Origin of the sequence: Sulfurovum sp. NBC37-1 (assembly GCF_000010345.1) — a bacterium.
Lineage (GTDB): Bacteria > Campylobacterota > Campylobacteria > Campylobacterales > Sulfurovaceae > Sulfurovum.
In genome coordinates, this window is record NC_009663.1 from 996,612 (window position 1) to 1,015,606 (window position 18,995).

17 protein-coding genes are annotated in these 18,995 nt (G+C 47.4%); 11 read left to right on the forward strand and 6 right to left on the reverse strand.

What is annotated here, in order from left to right; genetic code table 11:
• Window positions 1-13 precede the first annotated feature (13 nt).
• From SUN_RS05035 to SUN_RS05050, 4 genes are all read left to right on the forward strand, one after another.
• Window positions 14-1,891, forward strand: a complete 1,878-nt coding sequence (locus tag SUN_RS05035) for a putative bifunctional diguanylate cyclase/phosphodiesterase (protein ID WP_011980665.1) — start codon at window positions 14-16, stop codon at window positions 1,889-1,891.
• 181 nt (window positions 1,892-2,072) lie between these two features.
• Window positions 2,073-3,083: an AmmeMemoRadiSam system radical SAM enzyme gene (gene amrS, locus SUN_RS05040; RefSeq protein ID WP_011980666.1), complete on the forward strand. Its 1,011-nt coding sequence runs from the start codon at window positions 2,073-2,075 to the stop codon at window positions 3,081-3,083.
• A gap of 138 nt (window positions 3,084-3,221) precedes the next feature.
• The gene (gene amrB, locus SUN_RS05045; protein ID WP_011980667.1) at window positions 3,222-4,025 is read left to right on the forward strand and encodes an AmmeMemoRadiSam system protein B; all 804 of its coding nucleotides are present in this window, start codon (window positions 3,222-3,224) and stop codon (window positions 4,023-4,025) included.
• 1 nt (window position 4,026) lies between these two features.
• Window positions 4,027-4,641 (forward strand): protein-L-isoaspartate O-methyltransferase family protein, encoded by a 615-nt coding sequence (locus SUN_RS05050; RefSeq protein ID WP_011980668.1) that lies wholly within the window; start codon window positions 4,027-4,029, stop codon window positions 4,639-4,641.
• A gap of 10 nt (window positions 4,642-4,651) precedes the next feature.
• On the opposite strand, the gene SUN_RS05055 is transcribed toward SUN_RS05050, so the two are convergent.
• The gene (locus SUN_RS05055) at window positions 4,652-5,638 is read right to left on the reverse strand and encodes a lytic murein transglycosylase (protein WP_011980669.1); all 987 of its coding nucleotides are present in this window, start codon (window positions 5,636-5,638) and stop codon (window positions 4,652-4,654) included.
• The gene (locus tag SUN_RS05060) at window positions 5,625-6,542 is read right to left on the reverse strand and encodes an HpcH/HpaI aldolase/citrate lyase family protein (protein ID WP_011980670.1); all 918 of its coding nucleotides are present in this window, start codon (window positions 6,540-6,542) and stop codon (window positions 5,625-5,627) included. The genes SUN_RS05055 and SUN_RS05060 overlap by 14 nt, the downstream gene beginning before the upstream one ends.
• Before the next feature lie 69 nt (window positions 6,543-6,611).
• Between SUN_RS05060 and SUN_RS05065 the strand changes: the two genes are divergently transcribed.
• The 3 genes from SUN_RS05065 to SUN_RS05075 are packed head-to-tail and all read left to right on the forward strand — an operon-like array spanning window position 6,612 to window position 10,023.
• Entirely contained in the window at window positions 6,612-7,556 is a 945-nt protein-coding gene (locus tag SUN_RS05065; protein WP_148154653.1) for a ribonuclease T2 family protein, read from the forward strand.
• Complete coding sequence (locus SUN_RS05070) at window positions 7,546-8,835, forward strand: ATP-dependent DNA helicase (protein ID WP_011980672.1); 1,290 nt, start codon at window positions 7,546-7,548, stop codon at window positions 8,833-8,835. Before SUN_RS05065 ends, SUN_RS05070 begins: the two co-directional genes overlap by 11 nt.
• Before the next feature lie 12 nt (window positions 8,836-8,847).
• Entirely contained in the window at window positions 8,848-10,023 is a 1,176-nt protein-coding gene (locus SUN_RS05075) for an exo-beta-N-acetylmuramidase NamZ family protein (RefSeq protein ID WP_148154655.1), read from the forward strand.
• A 124-nt stretch (window positions 10,024-10,147) separates the two neighbouring features.
• Here the strand turns inward: SUN_RS05075 and SUN_RS05080 are convergent, their stop codons facing one another.
• Both SUN_RS05080 and SUN_RS05085 read right to left on the reverse strand, forming a co-directional pair.
• The gene (locus SUN_RS05080) at window positions 10,148-11,824 is read right to left on the reverse strand and encodes a beta-N-acetylhexosaminidase (protein ID WP_011980674.1); all 1,677 of its coding nucleotides are present in this window, start codon (window positions 11,822-11,824) and stop codon (window positions 10,148-10,150) included.
• The gene (locus tag SUN_RS05085) at window positions 11,779-12,462 is read right to left on the reverse strand and encodes a diacylglycerol kinase family protein (protein WP_041672689.1); all 684 of its coding nucleotides are present in this window, start codon (window positions 12,460-12,462) and stop codon (window positions 11,779-11,781) included. The genes SUN_RS05080 and SUN_RS05085 overlap by 46 nt, the downstream gene beginning before the upstream one ends.
• 37 nt (window positions 12,463-12,499) lie before the next feature.
• Here SUN_RS05085 and SUN_RS05090 point away from each other — a divergent pair, with 37 nt between their 5' ends.
• The 4 genes from SUN_RS05090 to SUN_RS05105 are packed head-to-tail and all read left to right on the forward strand — an operon-like array spanning window position 12,500 to window position 15,992.
• Window positions 12,500-13,156 carry a paraquat-inducible protein A gene (locus tag SUN_RS05090; RefSeq protein ID WP_011980676.1) on the forward strand — a complete coding sequence of 219 codons (657 nt, stop codon included), beginning with the start codon at window positions 12,500-12,502 and terminating at the stop codon, window positions 13,154-13,156.
• On the forward strand, window positions 13,153-13,776 hold the full coding sequence (locus tag SUN_RS05095; protein ID WP_011980677.1) for a paraquat-inducible protein A: 624 nt from the start codon (window positions 13,153-13,155) through the stop codon (window positions 13,774-13,776). The genes SUN_RS05090 and SUN_RS05095 overlap by 4 nt, the downstream gene beginning before the upstream one ends.
• Window positions 13,777-15,417, forward strand: coding sequence for an intermembrane transport protein PqiB (locus tag SUN_RS05100; RefSeq protein ID WP_011980678.1), 1,641 nt, complete (start codon window positions 13,777-13,779; stop codon window positions 15,415-15,417).
• Window positions 15,417-15,992 carry a PqiC family protein gene (locus SUN_RS05105; RefSeq protein ID WP_011980679.1) on the forward strand — a complete coding sequence of 192 codons (576 nt, stop codon included), beginning with the start codon at window positions 15,417-15,419 and terminating at the stop codon, window positions 15,990-15,992. Before SUN_RS05100 ends, SUN_RS05105 begins: the two co-directional genes overlap by 1 nt.
• Before the next feature lie 36 nt (window positions 15,993-16,028).
• On the opposite strand, the gene SUN_RS05110 is transcribed toward SUN_RS05105, so the two are convergent.
• Both SUN_RS05110 and SUN_RS05115 read right to left on the reverse strand, forming a co-directional pair.
• A complete protein-coding gene (locus SUN_RS05110) occupies window positions 16,029-17,243 on the reverse strand; it encodes a hypothetical protein (RefSeq protein WP_041672690.1) in 1,215 nt (404 codons plus the stop codon).
• A gap of 149 nt (window positions 17,244-17,392) precedes the next feature.
• A complete protein-coding gene (locus SUN_RS05115; protein ID WP_011980681.1) occupies window positions 17,393-18,871 on the reverse strand; it encodes a DEAD/DEAH box helicase in 1,479 nt (492 codons plus the stop codon).
• Window positions 18,872-18,995 lie beyond the last annotated feature (124 nt).

Consider the following 18,995-nt stretch of genomic DNA (forward strand, 5'->3'; position numbering starts at 1 on the left):
CTAAAATAATATTATGAATCGATACAGTATCTATACTCTGCAAAAACATATTCCTCTCATGACGGCACTCTCCCTGCTACCTGGCCTGGCCTATATAGGTTTGGCGTGGCTTCACGGCATTGTCATTCCTGCCCTTGTATGGTACGGCTTGATGCTGCTTGTCTCCCTGTGGGGCTGGTTCCTGTATAAGGGATACAAACCCGAACAGATGAATACAGCGGATCTGAAATCCTGGTATATCAGGCTGATGGTGTTCTTTTACATCATTTTTGCTTTGTGGAGCCTAATATTTATACTCTATGCCAATGAGACCGAGAGCAAGATGCACTATATCGCTATCTTTACGCAGTTGGGAGCTGCGGTCGTTGCATCTGCCATTTTGATTGCGGACAAGCGCCTTTTCCTGCCTGTACTGGCAATACTGATGCTGCCGCTGGTGGTCTACTTCTCACTCATCGGGGAATGGTACGGTTATGTGCTTGCCATTTTTTCCATGATACTGTGGGGAGTGCTGTTCTATGCTTCTGACAACAGCTATCAGATGCTTCAGAAAAATTACTATCAGGCACAGCATGATGCGCTTACCGGGCTCTTCAACCGTCGGTATTTTGTTGACTATATGGATCAGCTGATCAAAAGAGTACACTATTCCAATAAGTTTGCCTATATCTTGTTGATCGACCTGGACTACTTCAAAACCATCAATGATACGCTTGGCCATGAAATAGGGGACAAGGTACTGATAGAGGTCGCCAGCCGGATCAAAGAATTTTGCGGAGAGGATCATCTGATCTCCCGTCTTGGAGGAGATGAGTTTACCATAGTGAGTGAAGAGTTCGAGTATATGGAGCATTGCAGGGAGATCTCCTATACCTTTGCCCAGAAGCTTCTGCAGCGTCTGAAAGAACCTTACCTGATCGACCGGCACCACCTTTATCTGAGTGCGAGTATCGGAGTGAACGGTATCGGGCGTACCTCCTCTGAAGCGAGACATTTCATTAAAGAAGCAGATATCGCAATGTATGAGGCTAAAGCCCAGGGACGTGATGGGATCATACTCTTTAACGAAGCTTTGGCGAAAAGAGTCGAGTATCATCTTGAACTGGAGAGAAAACTCTACTTTGCCTTGGAGCATAACGAGATAGACCTGCGTTATCAGCCTCAGATGAACCAGGAACGTCAGCTGGTAGGCTGTGAAGTGCTGGTACGATGGAAAAATGACAAATTCGGTTTCATACCTCCTTCCGAGTTCATAGGGATTGCCGAGAAAACTGGACTTATCATCGAGTTGGGACACTACATTATGGAAGAAGCATTCAAAACGCTGAAGACATGGGAGGAACAGGGGATCGATCTGGAGCAGTTCTCCATCAACCTCAGTGTGCGCCAGTTCTTCCATGCGGACTTTTTGGGACAGGTTGAGATGCTTTCGGAGAAATATCTTAATGACCATACCAGAAAGAAGATCATTTTTGAAGTGACGGAGACGATCCTGATAGAAGATATGTACAAAATTATCGCTGTGATGAACAAGCTGAGACGTATCGGTATCTCATTTTCGATGGATGATTTCGGTACGGGATACTCCTCCCTGGGCTCTCTGCGTCAAATGCCTATTGATGAGCTGAAGATCGACCGTACGTTCGTCAGCCACATTAGCAAGTACGAGTCTGACAAACTGATGATCTCCACGATCTTGGCAATGGCAAAGATCTTTAACCTCAAAACAGTGGCAGAAGGGGTAGAGAACGAAGAGCAGTTCGACTTCCTGAGGGACAACGGATGTCACATCTTCCAGGGCTTCTACTTTTCCAAAGCATTGGAACAGAAAGCATTTGAAACCTTTTATCTCAACAACAGAGAGCAGCACCATTTTGAAATAGGTGTGTAAATATTTCAACTCCCTGTACGGATTGCCGATCCAATATTCCCCTTCCCATTTTATGGATCACCTTCCTCTCTTTTCCCTGATATACTATTTTTATTCCCGCCTCTTGACTTTTTCAAACCTATATGGTATAGTTAAAGAAAGTTGAGCCTTTCTGTATAAGGGTTTAAAAGAAGGAGTCACTATGACAGTACACGAAAACATGAAATACTATAAAACAGAAGAAGGGAAAGACCGTATAGTCTGTCTGCTCTGTCAGCACTACTGCAAGCTCAAAGAGGGGCAGGTCGGGATCTGTGGGGTCAACAAGAATGAGAATGGAGAACTGAAGAACCTGGTGTACGGACACCCTGTGGCACTCAATGTCGATCCTGTCGAGAAGAAACCGCTCTACCACCTGTTGCCGGGAAGCAAAGCGCTCTCGTTCGGTACAGTAGGCTGTAACTTCAAATGCCCTTTCTGCCAGAACTGGGATATTTCTCAGGAGACACATGTCAACAAGCAGATAGAAGTTTCTCCGGAAAAAATGGTGGACCTTGCCTTTGAACACGGAGCCGCTTCGATCGCCTATACCTACAACGAACCCACCATCTTTTACCCTTATGCCAAAGATATCGGGGTGATCGCCAAAGAGAGAGGGCTGAAGAACATTTTTGTCAGCAACGGGTTCGAAACGAAAGAGATAATTGCAGATATGCCAAGCTGGCTGGATGCAGCCAATATCGACCTCAAAAGCTGGGACGATGCCTACTATAAAAAGGTGCTCAAAGGTGGTCTTGAAGGCGTGAAAGAGACCCTTAGAAGAATGGTAGGGGAGGGCATCTGGGTCGAAGTGACCACACTGATCATCCCCGGAGAGAACGACAGCGACAAGGACCTGCAGGAGATGGCAGCGTTCATTGCCGATGAACTGGGAAAACATGTCCCGTGGCACCTGAGCGCTTTCCATCCTGATTACAAGATGATGGACCATCAGGCTACAGGTATAGAGACACTGATGCGTGCCAAAAAGATCGGCCAGGAGGCCGGGTTGCACTACATCTACCTCGGCAATGTGCCGGTGCATGGCGATACCTATTGTCCGGACTGCGGTGAACTGCTGATAGACAGAACGGGGTATTCGGTCACAGTCAACAGGCTGGAGGATGGACACTGCCCGAAATGCAAGAGAGAGATAGAAGGAATTTGGAAATAGTGATGGTCTCGTTTGGAATCGTTGGCTTCAGCCTCGGCAAATTCGGAACAATCTATAGGATACACTGTGTTGAAATTTTCGATTCCAATCGAAAACATAATATTATACTAAATAATATTAAAATAGGAGAAGAGTAATATGAGTACAAGAGAAACAGCTGTAGCGGGACAGTTCTACCCGTCAGATGCCAATGAGATCAAAGAGATGTTCGAACACTATAACAGGATCATAGAGGAGCATCTTCAGAATGAAGAGTTGCTGCATATGAAACCTAGGGCAGTCATCGTACCGCATGCAGGCTATGTCTATTCAGCCTTTACGGCAAATGTCGCCATGCGTCTGCTGGGAAATACAGAAGCCAAGAGGGTGGTCGTGATCGGCCCAAGCCACAGGGTCTATCTGAAAGGAACCAGTATTTCCGATTATGACAGTTACAATACCCCTTTGGGAGCGTTGCCCATCGACAGAGAACTGGTCAATGAACTAAAAAGCAGGTTCGGCCTGCAGTTCGTTCCGGATGCCCATCATGAACACAGTACGGAAGTGCAGATGCCTTTCGTCAAGACCTACGATACGGATGCCTCCGTAGTGGAACTGGTGTACGGTGATGAAGACCCAGCAAGACTGGCGGAAGTGATAGACTATCTGCTGGATGACCCCGATACTGTTGTGGTCATAAGCACGGACCTGAGCCACTACTATGATATCAACAAGGCCAAGCAGCTTGACAGCATCTGTCTGGATGCCGTACAGAAACTCGATACGGCCGAATTACATCAGGGATGTGAAGCCTGTGGAAAGATCGGTGTGGAAGCAATGCTGATTACAGCCAAGAGAAGAGGGCTGAAACCATTGCTGCTCGACTACAGGACCAGTGCGGATGCCAGTGGCGATGAATCCCAGGTCGTCGGCTACATGAGTGCCGCTTTTCTGGGAGAGTAAAATGAAGAATATGCAGGAACTGATCGACTCGATGATCGTTGGCGGTGCTTTGCGAACACCCCGGATCATCGAGGCATTCAAGAAAGTAGACAGAAAAAACTTCATTCCTGAATCATTCGGGGAGTATATTTACATCGATGCCCCTCTGCCCATAGGAAACGACCAGACGATCTCACAACCCTCCACTGTAGCTTTCATGCTCGAACTGTTGGAGCCGTACGAAGATGAGAGAATACTCGATATCGGTTCAGGGTCGGGATGGACAACGGCACTGCTCTGCAGCATCGCAGGAAAAAGCGGAAGTGTGCAGGGGTTGGAGAGGGTAGAGAGTCTTGTCGAAGTGGGAAAGCACAATCTTTCAAAGTTCGATTTCGGTCCCCACTGCAGCATTCAAAAGGCGGGAAAAGCGCTGGGAAGGCCGGGTGAGACCTTCGACAGAATACTGGTCTCTGCCAGCAGCAGTGAGATACCAGAGGAACTTTTTACCCAGTTGAAAACGGGTGGTGTACTGGTCATTCCGGTGAGAAACTCCATCTTCCGTTTCAGAAAGCTCTCTGACGGCAGCATCTCCAAAGAGGAGTACCCTGGATTCCGTTTCGTACCGCTGATCTATTGATTATCTCGGATTATTTTACCGATTCTGCGATCAGGTAGATTGCTACACCGTAGTTGGCCGAGTTGTTGTAGCGTGTGAGCACTCTGAAGTTGGTTGTTCCCAGCCAGAGGTCGTCATGTGTTCTGTTGCGTGTTTTGACGAGATAGGCTTTATTCCATGGGAAAGGCTGTGCAGGAGTGACCCCCGCCTTTCTAATGGTACTCATGGGAAGCATACGTTTATGAGAGGTACGCAGCCGCGTAAAACGTTTGCCGCCTTTGTATCTGGCAGGAATGACGGCGGGCATTCCTTTTTCCCACCGGTTCTTGTGCATGAAGGATGCGATCGAGCCTATACAGTCCTCTATATCCCATACACTGGCACCGTCACCGTCGAAATCCCTATTGAAGCGGCGGGCGACCGAAGGGACCTGCTGCACACAGCCCATAGCTCCGGCAAAGGAACCCTGCAGTTTTGTAATGTCGTACTTCTTTTCCCTGGCAAAGAGAAAGAGGTGTTTGAGTTCACTCTTGAAGAACTTTTGCATACGGTTTTTATGAAAGGCAAGCGTGGCAAGGGCATCGAGAATGTTGTAATCCCCCGTATAGTTCCCAAAACGGCTCTCTACGCCTAAAAAGCCGACAATGTAGTCCATATCTACCCCATAAGCTCTTTCGGCCTTTTTCAGCATCCTGTAGTGCTTTCGTTTGAAGGCTTTTGCCTCTTTGAATGTTTCCGGATTGACCACATGCAGTTTGAAGCGTTCCCAGCTTCCCACAGTCGTGTTCTTCTTGAACTTTCCCGTATAGCGTGCCAGTGTGTCCCTGTCAAGCCTGGCATGCTTAAATACCTTTCTCAGATAACTCTCACTGAAGCCGTAGCGTGTATGCATCATTCTGATGAAACGCTGGACATCGGGTTTGGAGAGGTAGTCGTACCTGACAGGCGGCCGGTCATCGTTGGCCAGCAGGAAGAGGGGGATCATCGTAATGAGAAGGAGTAGTTTAAGCGGTCGCACATTGTTCTCCTATATTATTTAGTATCAATAGAGCATCCCGATAGATCGGCTCATCAATGAATCCATATTTCCCATCCATGAAACCGTTGATGCCCTGAGCAGAATGTTCTTCGAAGACAGATTTGATGTGCCGTGCCCTTTCAATTTCATATTCATTAATACTAAAAACAGTATTGGCGATATCGACCTGCTTGGGCCCCATACATGCTTTACCTTCAAATCCCATCTTCTTTTCATGTTCACACCAGGCTCTGAAGGTTTCTGTATCGTTGTACTCCTGGAACATGAAGGAGATGGGGTGTATGCCGGCTGTTCTGGCATCCACAAGGAACTTTGAGAGAATGTAATCGATGGTCGGGTTGCCGAGCGTGACGATGGACTGCGGCAATCCCAGTGAAGTTAGGAGGTCGAGTATGCCAAGGTTGGCCATGGTGAGCCGTTCATCGATGCGGAGTTTAGCAAGGTCCTTGAACGCCTCTTTGGTCTCAAGGGAGATATGCAGTTCCTTATTGTCAGAGAGCAGTGTAAGTGCCTTGGCTATCTCAGTTTGGTCCTTTACCTTGGCCACACGTATGGCATCGAAGCCAAAATCGTTCAAAAAGCTTATCTCCTCGGCACCGCCTTCATCGAGGGGATTGGTACGTACGATAATGAAAGAGTTGCTCGACTCCATATGGGAGAGGAAAAGGGCGATGTTATGCAGTGCTTCTTTTTTACGGCTGGGCGCAATGGCATCTTCGAGATTGAGGGTGATCATGTCCGCAGGGCTTTCGTCCATTCGGTTGAGATGCTTTAGGTTCAGAGGGTTGAGCATCATGTTGGAGCGCCTGCGTTGATTGGAACAGGGGGGTTTCTTTTTGCTGCCAAAGATTTTGGGGATTGTTTCAAGGTTTTCAAATATCATGAAGTAATCATATCAAAACTTATCCCAAAACGATATAATACTTTCCAAATACAATCCAAGGTCTGTGAAATGAGACGATCTTTTTTTCTGATGCTTATCATGACGTTCTCGCTGTTTGCAAGGTACGAGGCTGTTCCCGCGGGGAACTGTCCTGCCTTCAACAATATGAAGCATACACAGAACAGCCATGATGTCCACCTGAATACCAGCCGGGAATATACCGTACTTCAGCATCACAAAGGACAGTTCCTGGTATTGGTCAAAGGGGAACAGCCTGCACAGAGATGGGTTGACGAGTGCTGCTTCTCAACGAAGAAAGATACGTCAGATACGTATAATACTAAAAAATATGAAACCAGCGGGGAGCCCCAAGATTTACTTTTGGCACTCTCCTGGCACAATGCCTTCTGCGAAACACACCGCAACAGAAAAGAGTGTCGGCAGCCACTGTTTGGTTTTGCTTCGAAGCGTTACAGTGAGAGCCATTTCGTACTTCATGGACTCTGGCCGCAGCCGCAGAACAACAGTTACTGCGATGTCGATGCCTCACTGGTTACGCTGGACAGGCACGGGCAGTGGAACAGATTGCCTCATTTGGCACTGAGTGAGCGTACCATTGGCGGTTTGTCGCACTTTATGCCAGGATTCTCCTCCAACCTGCATCGTCACGAGTGGATCAGGCACGGTACCTGCTACGGAAAAGATGCAGAGCATTACTTCAGAGATATCATCGCCTTGATGGAGCAGTTCGAGCAGAGTGGGGTCAATGAGTATTTTGTGAAGAACCAGGGCAAAAGGGTAACGCTTGCTCAGGTACGCCATCTTTTTGACAGGCGTTTTGGCCCGGGCAGCGGTAAGCGGGTGGAGATGAAGTGCAGGCAGGGGCTTGTTACCGAACTCTGGCTGCATCTTGGCAGCAAAGGGGATGACCTTGCTTCAATGCTTAAAAACGGAAAGCCGGTACGAAGCCGATGCCAGAGCGGCATCGTCGACAGGGCGGGTTATGGCAAGTAAAACTGATGTACTTGAAGCACTGAAACATTCCAATGTCTTTCTGACCGGAGGTGCGGGGGTAGGGAAAAGCTACATTACCAACGAAGTGATCTCTGACTACAGAAAACGCGGAAAACAGGTGGTGGCACTGGGTTCGACAGGCGTGAGCGCCGTGAACATCGGGGGGTTTACCGTACACAGTTTTTTTGCTTTTGGTATCGCCTCTAATTTCGATGAACTTGCCGTTTCGGACAAACGTGCCAAAAAGCGCCTGAGTAATCTTAAAAAAGTTCTCAAGGCCACCGATCTGATCATCATCGACGAGATCTCGATGGTCAGTACCGACCTGCTTGACATGATCGCTTATCGGCTCAACAATTACGGCTATCTGGGCAAAGTACTTTTTGTGGGAGACTTCTTTCAGCTGCCGCCGGTGCAGAAACAGAACAAACGCAACGATGTCTTCGGTGAGAAACTCTATGCCTTCGAGAGCATGGCGTGGGAACGTTTCGATCTGACGGTCATCGAATTGACCGAAATGAAACGGACACAGGATGCGGAGTTCACACACATCCTTTCCAAAGTACGCAAGGGTGTCTGCGACGAAGAGGTAGTACAGTACATGATGCGCCTCTGGAACAATGAAGGCCTGGAAAAGGACCCGACCTGTCTTTATGGCCGAAATCTTGAGGTCGAACAGACCAACCGTGCCAGGATCAACGAACTTGAGACTGAAGAGACCATCCTTTTTGCCAATATCGAAATGTTCGGCAAGGTACACGAAAAGAAACTGGCAGGGTGGAAGAATATGCTGCCCGTCCCCGAACAGCTGACCCTTAAAGAGGGCGTGCCCATTCTCTTTACCGTGAATAAATGGGGCAAATTCGTCAACGGGGAGCGGGGAATACTCAAAAAGATAGAAGAGGACTACCTCATTGTCGAGAAGGAGGATGAGTACGTCCGTGTGGAACGCCATGACTTCGACCTGCTCGATATGGCTGTCAGGGAGGATGGTACCATCGAAACGATGTCTCTGGCTACCCTCTCGCAGTTCCCGCTGAAGCTCGCCTATGCCGTGACCATCCACAAGTCGCAGGGCATGAGCATCGACAATCTGGTGTGCAATGTGGACAACATCTTCGCGCCAAGCCAGTTCTACGTAGCCATTTCAAGGGCCATCGACCCCAAACGGCTGAAGATCGATTTCAGCCGGGGTGACCTTTCACAGTATCTGCAGCGGGTGATCCATGTGGATCAGAGAGTGGTAGCGTATTACCGGGACCTGCCCGTTATGGAATAGGACAGTGTGATCATGGGTATTGTAAAAAAAACCGTACAGATCATAGGGATATGCCTCCTTTTTTCAGCTGCACTTCTTGCAGGGAAGATCACGCCGGCGGCTGAACGTCCCGAATTGTATCTGCCGCTCTTAAAAGGGAAGAAGGTCGCGCTGGTGGTCAATCACTCCTCTTTGGCCGGTGGAATACATCTTGTGGATTATCTGTTGAAACATGGTATCAAGGTCAAAAAGATCTTCGTGCCGGAGCATGGTTTTCGCGGAACGGCAGATGCAGGTGCACATCTTGGGAACAGCCGTGACCGAAGCACGGGACTGCCTATCGTTTCTCTCTATGGTAAGCATAAAAAACCCACCAGAAAGGACCTGAAGGGGATCGATCTGATCCTTTTCGACATACAGGATGTGGGTGTACGGTTCTATACTTATCTCTCGACATTGCATTATGTCATGGAAGCGGGAGCTGAGCAGCGCATTGAGGTCATGGTCCTGGACAGGCCCAATCCCAATGGGCATTACATCGATGGTCCTGTTCTAAAGAAGAAATACCGCTCTTTTGTCGGCCTTGACCCGGTGCCGGTCGTGTACGGCATGACCATCGGGGAGTATGCCAGAATGCTCAATGGAGAGAGGTGGCTGAAGCATGGTGTACAGGCGAATCTAACCGTCATACCCCTGAAGAACTATACCCATGGCTCCTTCTACTCCCTGCCTGTCAAACCCTCTCCCAATCTGCCAAACGACAGGGCGGTGATGCTCTACCCCTCACTGGCATTCTTTGAGGGAACGGTCATCTCTGCAGGCCGAGGGAGCGCCAAGCCTTTTCAACTCTACGGGGCACCCAAATACAGGGTTAAAAAATTCTCATTTGTGCCAAGGTCGAGACCCGGGGCCAGATACCCAAAGTACAAAGGAAAGCGGTGTTACGGGGTTGATCTGAGCAGAGTGGACATGGGAAAAGAACGTCGCAGAAAGCGGCTGAACCTCTCTTATCTGCGGGATGCCTATACCAAGTACATCGATAAAAAGCATTTTTTCCTCAGGAACGGTTTTTTTGACAGGCTGGCAGGAACGGATCAGTTACGAGAACAGATCATTTCCGGAGCTTCCGAGGCAGCAATACGAAAAAGCTGGGAAAAAGACCTTCGAAAGTTCAGAAAGGTACGTGCAAAATATCTTCTCTATCCGTAATATGATTGGGATCGCGTAGGGTGCTGTCCCCTGACAGCACCAATTAAGCCATGCATAAACAACATTTTTTTATGATTGATTTTTGGTGCCATAGGGACACGGACACCCTACGCGAGTTATCGTATTATGGTCTGTAATGGATATTCTGGATCTGTAACCTCTTAAGGCCTCTATTTTTAACCCGCTTCCGAAAATCCTTCCAATTCCGCCTCTTTTGCTCCGTCCATGCCACTTCCGAGAGGGCAAAGCTCCTGGGCCATGCCAGGTAGTCGGCTATCTTTTCATTGAGTAGTGTTTCCGACCAAAGGCAGGCCTGTACACCTTTGAGATAGCGGGAACTTCCGGGGTTGAAGCTGTAGGTCTTTCTTGTGCTGACAGGTGTGGACCAGGTGTGCCCCGGCTCTTTTTTGCTTCTGACGTACTGCTGGTCGAAGTAGAGGTACTGTACCGGTGCCATGATGGCATTGCGATGCTTCTTTATGATCTTGAAGCCCGCTTTTGGGCTTTTCCATGCCATGAAGATATCACCCTGCCGCAGTCTCGGTTTTCCTGAAAGAACCTCCTGCCAGGCGATCATCTTTTTGCCGTGTTTTGCAAGGATACTGTCCATTCTGCCAAAAAAATAATTCTGTATTTCCCTGGTATGCTTCAAACCTTTTTTACGCATCAGTTCCTTCACTGCAGGCGATCCGCTCCATGCCCCTTTTGGAACTTCGTCGCCTCCCAGATGGATGTATCCGAAAGGAAAGAGCCTGCTGACCTCGGTAATGACATTGTCCAGAAAGATGTAAGTGCTGTCCATTCCGGGGTTGATCGTATTGTTGCTGACCCTCTGTACGGAGTGGTAACGGCTTTTGTCTTTGGGGTCCTGCAACAGTTTGGAATAGGCTGTAATGGCCGCTTTACTGTGGCCGGGCATGTCTATCTCCGGCAGTATCTCTATGGAACGGGCTTTGGCATAGGCGACGATCTCTCTGATGTCACTTTGGGTGTAGTACCCTGACTGTATCCTGTTCTTCGGTCCGCGCATGGCTGGAAAAGTGGAGAATGGCAGCTTCGTTCCCGGTCCGCGCTTCGCGCCTACCTTCGTGAGCAGCGGATACTTCTTGATCTCGATGCGCCACCCCTCATCATCGGTCAGGTGCCAGTGGAAGCGGTTGAGTTTCTGCTGTGCCATACGGTCTATGAACTTTTTGATATAGGCGTTGGAGAAGAAGTTTCGCGAGACATCGAGCATCATGCCCCGCCAGCGGTAACGCGGATAGTCCTCGATGGTGCAGGAGGAGATCTGCCACTGCCTGATCTTCCTGCCTTTCGCATTGCGCCAAATAGCCGGATCCATCAGCTGCATCAGTGAAATGACCGCATAGAAAAAACCGGCCCTGTCTCTTGCTTCGATACTGATCTGCTCTTTGTCTATTCTGAGTCTGTAGGCTTCGGGTTTTCTGATCTTTTTGGTGTTGTAGTGGAAGCGGATGGTATTTTTTGTGGATATAGTCTCTTTTTTCAGTGAGTAATCTGCATTCCGTTTCAAATGTTCCTGCAGATAGCGTATGGCATTGTCGGCTAGAGGGGTATCGGAGCGGTAACGACTCTGTTTATTCAGTTGAAATTCACCGCTGCCCTTGATGAGTTTCTGGGGTTTGGGAATGATGACATTGATATTGTACTGTGCAAACAGAATGTGCGGTACGGCGATACAAATCCATAGCATCAAGATCAGTGGTGACATCATGAAGTACTTTTTAAAAGGATTCACTGTTTCGTTACCACCCGCACGCTCCCTGCATGCCTGATGCACAAATGCCTTCCTTTGACATTTACGATGTCACCATCGAGTTCGATCATATTGTAGTCATTGTCAAGGTCTATATCGATCTCATGTACCTCACCGTAAAAACTCCCGAATTTTTTGATGAAACGCGCAGGAGTAAAGATGAAGAAACGTGTACTACTCATCAGCATGAACGGTGTCATGATGAGATGTACGGGGAAGAGGAAGATCACGGCGAGGATGTATTTGGCCATACCGTGTTTGAGCCAGCCGAAACGAAAAGTCTCAGAGAGGAAGATATGCTGCAGGTCACCCATGTTCCCGGCAGAGAAGAGGAAAAGTTCGTCATTCATTTTAAAGAGGTGGTGTTTCTGTGTTCTGGGTGTTTCGCCTTTGGTGAGCCTGTCGAGTACGGAACCGATCTCTGGAGCCCGGTGTATCCTGGCGACTACGTTGAAGGAACCGGTAGGGTTGAGAATGAAGGTGGGCACACTGTTCAGGCTGTGAATCTGGTTCAGTACACGCCTGATGGTTCCGTCTCCGCCGTTGATGATGACGTAGTCATACTGCTCGAGATCATGGTGCTTGCGCAGTTCGGAGGTCTCGATGGAAGTGATGGCCAATGTGTGGTGGGAAAGCTGTTTCCCTATCGAGAGTATCTTCATCATAGATCCTGTAGGTTAGTTGGCTATAATTATAGCCATGAAAATTGAAAACGAAGATGCCCTTGACAATCTTGTCATCTGTCCCCAGTGCCATACTCTCCACCATGAGATACCCATAAAAGACGGAGCCAAAGCCTGCTGTTCGGAATGCAACAGTGTTATGTACCGTTATGACAGCCGTCTGGCGGAACACGGACTGGCTTTGAGCATTACGGCGCTCATTTTCTTTTTTGTTGCCAACTTTTTCCCCCTGGTCAAGATAGAGTTGCTGGGAAACGAACAGTTCATTACGATCCCGAAGACGATCATGAGTCTGTTCGACAATGGGTTTTTCATTGTAGGAATGCTTTGCGCTTTTCTGATATTCATTTTCCCGTTGATGATCTTTCTGCTCTATCTGCTTGTTTTTATGCTTTTGAAGTTCGGTAAAGGGGAGCATCTGAGCAAAGAGCTGCTGGTACTGCTCTCACAACTCAAACCCTGGAGTATGAGCGATATCTTTCTCATCAGCATCCTCGTTGCGCTGGTTAAACTCATAGGCTATGCCCAGATCCATATGGGGATCGCTTTCTGGGCGCTGATCGTTTTCGTTTTGCTCGACATCTATGTGACACGGAGTATCCACATCTCGGAGATTTGGATGCTGAGAAAAAGAGTATTTCTGAGACAAAAGTCCCAAAAGGAAGCCGTATGATAGAGGTCAAAGAGGAAGACCTGCTACGCTGTCCGACCTGTGAAGCGGTCAATATAGACAAGGGAAGCAGGAATATCTGCAGGCGCTGTGGTTCTCACATCTACAAACACAGACGGTACAAGACGGAGAAGAGCTGGGCCTACCTCATTACCGCGATAATTGCCTACATTCCCGCGAACCTCTATCCGATGCTGATCACTTCGCAGTTCGGCAGCAAAGAAGGCAGTACAATCATCGGCGGGGTCATCTTGTTGTGGGAACACGGTTCCTACCCCATAGCCGCGATCATCTTCTTTGCTTCCATCATGATACCCATCGTGAAATTCCTGGTTTTGATTTATCTGTTAATTAGTGTAAAATACCCTCTCGGAAAAGACAGTAAGGTGAACAAGCACAAACTTTACTATATGACGGAGGCGATCGGTCCCTGGTCGATGATAGACGTTTTCGTTGTGGCCATTCTGATGGCGCTGATACATCTGGCGAACATAGAGATCATCGCAGGAACGGCAGCCACGGCTTTTGCACTTTCCGTATTTTTTACCCTTTTGGCAGCACATGCCTTCGATGAAAGTCTGATCAGGGGAACCGTTAAGCCACAGAGCAAGGAGAACAGATAGATGCCGGAACAGTTGCCACAGGTAGAGGAATCCACCAAATTCAATTTTTTCACTTCTATCTGGATCGTTCCTTTCATCGCCCTCATCATTGCAGGATGGTTGGCGTACCAGTACTACTCCGAACTGGGCCCGGAGATTAAAATTATTTTCCCCAACAATGAAGGGCTCAAAGCTGGACAGAGTCAGATAAAGTACAAAGATGTTCCTGTGGGTACGGTCAGGAAGATCACCTTGCAGGAAGACGGTAACGGTGTCGTTGTCATCGCGCGGATGGACAAGGTGGCAGAGCCATACCTGAACGATAGTGCCAAATTCTGGATCGTCAAACCCGAACTGGGTGTTTCCGGTATTTCGGGACTCGATACGCTGATCTCGGGTAACTACATAGGTATCGCCTCCAAAAAGGGTGGCATACTGAAGAAAAACTTTGTTGGAATGGAACATGCCTACCGAAGTGACAAGAACGGAGAATACTTTGTCCTGAGAACACCGCGCGGAGACAGTGCGGTCAAGACCGGAACACCGATCTATCTGAAAAATATCAGGGTAGGGCGTGTCGAGTATGTGATGCTGGGACTCGATGATGTTTTTGTGGATGTGATCGTTTTCATCGATAAAAGGTATGTTCCCTATGTCCATACCGACTCGAAATTCTGGGTGAGAAGCACGCTGGATGCCGAAATAGTGAACGGCTCACTCGATGTCAATGTGGCTCCCGTAGCAGACCTCTTGCAGGGTGCCATAGAATTCTCCACGACGGGCAGGGATGCCAACCGCACCGTACCGGATACTTTTGCTTTCCTTCTGCACAAGAACAAAAGTTCGGTCAACACCAAAAAACTGGGCCATGAGAAGAAAGAGATCGATTTCTTTATGCTCCATACGGAAGACTCCATCGCCAAACTGAAGATCGGATCCCCGGTCCGGTATGACGGTTTCAAGATCGGCTCCGTTGTGGAGATCACGCTCTCCTATGACAAGAAGACTCACAAAATGAACGGTACGGTACTCACGGAGATAGACACATCCGTCTTTGACGATCTTTCCGATGCGAACGATACAGGGAGAGAAAACCTCTACCGGGCAGTAGAAGAGGGCCTGCGCGCACGTGTTGACACAATTGACCCTATCACAGGAAGGCTCTATGTCAACCTCTTTTTCACCGACTCTGACGGGAACAAAAGCATGGAAGAAACAGGAAAATATGCACGCATCCCGACCGTACGTTCTGTCAACGGCGATATGATGGCAGGACTGTTGAAGATCATGGATAAGATCAACCGACTGCCTATAGAGGAGCTCGTTGCTTCACTGAACAAAGTGGTCAAAGAGAGCGAAAAACCAGTCAAGAATGCCAATGTGGTCCTTGAAGAACTGAAAAAGACAGTGAAGAACCTCAATACGCTTACCGGCAAGAAGAGCTTTGCAAGAATGCCCGATGAGGTCGACAATGCACTCAAAGAGTTGACACGAACGCTGAAGACGACGCAAAAAGTCGTCAAAGGCTATGGGAACAATTCTCTGCTCAGCCGGCAGATCTCGGAGACGCTCAAAACGGTTTCCAAGACTTCCCGAGAGATGCAGGAGTTCCTCAAGATGCTTAACCGCAAACCAAATTCACTCATTTTCGGAGACAAATAATGTTTAAAACGAAGATCATACCGATACTTTTACTTCTGCTGCTGGGAGGCTGCGGCACTTCCAGCTACTATGTCCTCTCCACTGCGCCGCAGCCCACCACGACTTACAGCCATATCAGGGGTGCTATCGGTGTGGAGAAGGTTAGCGTACCCAAGTACCTTTTCAAACGGGAGATAGCGGTGGCCAAATCGAACAGCCAGGTCACTTTCATCAGCGGCGCAAACTGGGCGGAAGATGTTGATGAAGGACTGACGCAGAGGCTCATCGGTTATTTGCAGAAAAAGTTCAACAAGCCTGAAGTCTACAGCTACCCCTGGGGAGTCAGCTCTCAGCCCAGGATCAAGGTCAAAGTACAGATCTCCCGTTTCATCGCACAGGGGGACAGGGTCTATCTCGATGCCTCCATCCGGCTGGAGAATATGCAGACCAGCAAACGCAAAGCAAAACTCTTCAGTACAAGTGTGCCTTCAGGGAGCAGTGCTGCTAGTATCGTTGCAGCAATGGACAAAGCCTTCGATCAGCTTGAAGAGCAGGTGGCATTGGGTATCAGAGCATTATTTATTCCGCATAATTAGAAAAAGGTAAGGCTTGATTGAAGTTTTTTTGTAGAGCTATTTTAGAATGGATGCTTTGAGCCTTTTGAGTTCCTTATGGTATTTATTTGGAAATATAGCCAACATATCATCTTCACCACTTTGGAGAACCAATTTTACCATTTCAACAAGGTTTAGCAAGTTTTCTGCACCAATGTTTTTTGCATATGTTTCTACCTCATTGCAACAATGTTTAACAGCTTTGATATTTTTCTCTTTTAGCAGCTCTTTAAAGCGTATGTCCGAATCTCCAAATTTTTTGAGGAACTCTATTGCTTTGTCTCTATTCTCTTTTAGTATATCTTCATTCAGAACTTTATTTTTCTTTCTTTTTACTTTATCAAGTGCTTCAGTAAGATTTTCCGGCTCATTTTCTAGTTTGGTAATACTCTCAGTACTGCCAAAAAGTTTTCCAATAAGTAGATAGATGTCCTCCTGGGTAATAGGTTTCTGAATGATATCATTTGCTTCTATTTTGTTTTTATAGGCAGAGGCCCCGATCCAAACGATATGACTACCAAGTGTTTTGGCATGGTTTAATTTTTGAATAGAAGTTTCCGTCAGATTTTCGTCTTCGGTTATAACAATATTATACGTTTGAACACTACTTTGCTGATCAATACTATCGATATTGATGTCATAGTTGAAATACTGGAAATATTTTTTGATTGTTTCAGCAAGTTTTTTGCTTTTTAGAGCTATTAAGACTTTTTTATCGAGCATACTTTTATCGGTAAGCCTGTAGTGGCGCCGGAATCCGAGTTCATGAAGAGTGAATGGAATACGTATATGGAGAGTATTATCACTGTCTTTTTCAATCTTGCCATTGAGTGCTTCTAAGTCATTTTTCAGTATGGCTTTTAGGAGTATGCAGGATTGGTCATTGAGTAAGTCAATATGTGGTATTTCAAAGATAACCTCTTCTTGATAAACAAAATCATCTGGTGCATGTAACGTTAGCATAATCTCACTACTGTTACTGTTCGTAAAAACAAACTCGAATAGTTTTGTAAAGAACTGAAGTAAGGGTTTTTCATCACCTCGTAGTAGTTTTGGTATACTTGAGTCCATCTGAATGATGAGTTCTGTATGGTTCTTTTTGGCTTGTTCTTCAACTTGGATAAAAAGTGTTTTAAGTAAATCATTTATATTGAAAGTATTGTTTTCATCGAGCATTCTAAATATTCCCCCCCCAGAGTATTTCTTTATAAAATATGCTACTATAAAAAACATAAAAATTATTTAATTATTTATATAAATATACCCAAATAAATATATTATTACTAAACGATACAAAGAGAATAAATTTATTGGTACAAAATAGATTCCATTTAAAGAAAGAGACAAGACGGTTGTTGATCTGATCTTGTAGTGGAGATCAATTAGCCTCTATTGCTGCCCTGACCGCCGTTACGTCCGCTTCTGCCGTTGCGTCCGTGTTTGTTGCGGTCTCCGCCACCGGACCTTCTTCTGTTGTTGCCACGGTATCCGCCGCGTCCGCGGTTACGGCCGCCACCGCCACCGCCTCTGTTCTGCATGGCCCTTTCGATGAGCAGTTCGATTTCTTCAAGGCCAAGCCCGATGTTGTCTTTTCCTTTGACGGAGATTTCCGACTGTACCATGGAGGCAAGCAGGTGTGCAATGGTCACGATGTCGAGGTCATGCTGCAGTGTTTTGACCAGTTCGATCGCCTTGTCGGTGATCTGAGTCTGGGCGATCTTCGCGATGAGCTCATCGTTACGGTTGTTCTGCACTTCTATACGGGTAGGGATGACTTGTGTGGTCATTTTTGTCCCTACATCTTTCTCGATACGTTTGATGGTTCGAAGTTCGTTGGGGCTTACCAAAGTAATGGCCTCACCTGTTTTTCCGGCACGTCCTGTACGGCCGATACGGTGAACGTAAGACTCGGAATCGAACGGGATATGGTAGTTGAAAACGTGTGTGACGTCATTGACATCCAGACCACGTGCCGCAACGTCAGTTGCCACGAAAATGTCTATGCCACCCTGTTTGAAAGCCCTGATAGTTACTTCTCTCTGTTTTTGTTCCATGTCACCGTGAAGGCCGCTTACCTTGAAGCCCTGGGCTGTCAGGTGCGCGACGAGTCTGTCTACCTCTTTTTTCATACGGCAGAAGATGATACATTTTTCCGGGTTCTTGTAGTCGATGAGTCTGACAAGTGCATCGTCTCTTTCTCTCTCCTGAACCACGTAATAGTACTGTGTGATTTTGGAGTTGGTACTTTCACTTTTTGTGATGGAAACCGTTTTGGGATTGTTAAGAATTTGCTCTGCAAGTTTTCTGATGCCATTGGGCATGGTCGCTGAGAACATCAGTGTCTGACGCTCTTTTGGGAGGAAGGTGAAGATGTTCTTGATCTCGTCGAGGAAACCCATATCGAGCATTTCGTCTGCTTCATCGAGAACGACGAAATGTGGGTTGAGCTTGATCTTCCCGCTCATCAAAAGGTCCTGAAGACGTCCCGGAGTAGCCACTACTATGGAAGCCTGCTTGATACGCTCGATCTGCTTACCGTAAGCTGTACCGCCGTAAACGGTGGCTGTTTTGAGTCCTGAAAGCTTCCCGAAACGGAAAAGTTCGTCGCTCACCTGCATGGCAAGTTCACGTGTCGGGACGATGACCAGGCCTTCAACGGAACCGTCTGCTTTCATCATGCTCATGATAGGCAGGCCGAACGCAGCGGTCTTTCCTGTACCTGTCTGTGCCTGTGCGATCATGTCGTGTCCTTCGAGAACGAGAGGGATGGCATCTTTCTGTACGGGGCTTGGTTCTTTGAATCCGGCTTCCGCTACGGCAGCCTGAATGGTGTCTTTGAGGTTAAAATCTGTAAATTTCATGTGTATGTCTTTGTATTAAAATGGTCGGTGTTGTAGTTGTCTTGCGATGCATAGGAAGTTTGTTTCATATGGTACATAAGGTCTAAAACCCTGTTTCATGCAACCGATACCAAACTTTGTGTCA

Bases quoted from the DNA above. Each gene is read 5' to 3' on its own strand.
- SUN_RS05035 (WP_011980665.1), top strand. From the start codon at position 14: ATGAATCGATACAGTATCTATACTCTGCAAAAACATATTCCTCTCATG.
- amrS (WP_011980666.1), top strand. From the start codon at position 2,073: ATGACAGTACACGAAAACATGAAATACTATAAAACAGAAGAAGGGAAA.
- amrB (WP_011980667.1), top strand. From the start codon at position 3,222: ATGAGTACAAGAGAAACAGCTGTAGCGGGACAGTTCTACCCGTCAGAT.
- SUN_RS05050 (WP_011980668.1), top strand. From the start codon at position 4,027: ATGAAGAATATGCAGGAACTGATCGACTCGATGATCGTTGGCGGTGCT.
- SUN_RS05060 (WP_011980670.1), bottom strand. From the start codon at position 6,542: ATGATATTTGAAAACCTTGAAACAATCCCCAAAATCTTTGGCAGCAAA.
- SUN_RS05065 (WP_148154653.1), top strand. From the start codon at position 6,612: ATGAGACGATCTTTTTTTCTGATGCTTATCATGACGTTCTCGCTGTTT.
- SUN_RS05070 (WP_011980672.1), top strand. From the start codon at position 7,546: ATGGCAAGTAAAACTGATGTACTTGAAGCACTGAAACATTCCAATGTC.
- SUN_RS05075 (WP_148154655.1), top strand. From the start codon at position 8,848: ATGGGTATTGTAAAAAAAACCGTACAGATCATAGGGATATGCCTCCTT.
- SUN_RS05085 (WP_041672689.1), bottom strand. From the start codon at position 12,462: ATGAAGATACTCTCGATAGGGAAACAGCTTTCCCACCACACATTGGCC.
- SUN_RS05090 (WP_011980676.1), top strand. From the start codon at position 12,500: ATGAAAATTGAAAACGAAGATGCCCTTGACAATCTTGTCATCTGTCCC.
- SUN_RS05095 (WP_011980677.1), top strand. From the start codon at position 13,153: ATGATAGAGGTCAAAGAGGAAGACCTGCTACGCTGTCCGACCTGTGAA.
- SUN_RS05100 (WP_011980678.1), top strand. From the start codon at position 13,777: ATGCCGGAACAGTTGCCACAGGTAGAGGAATCCACCAAATTCAATTTT.
- SUN_RS05105 (WP_011980679.1), top strand. From the start codon at position 15,417: ATGTTTAAAACGAAGATCATACCGATACTTTTACTTCTGCTGCTGGGA.
- SUN_RS05110 (WP_041672690.1), bottom strand. From the start codon at position 17,243: ATGTTTTTTATAGTAGCATATTTTATAAAGAAATACTCTGGGGGGGGA.
- SUN_RS05115 (WP_011980681.1), bottom strand. From the start codon at position 18,871: ATGAAATTTACAGATTTTAACCTCAAAGACACCATTCAGGCTGCCGTA.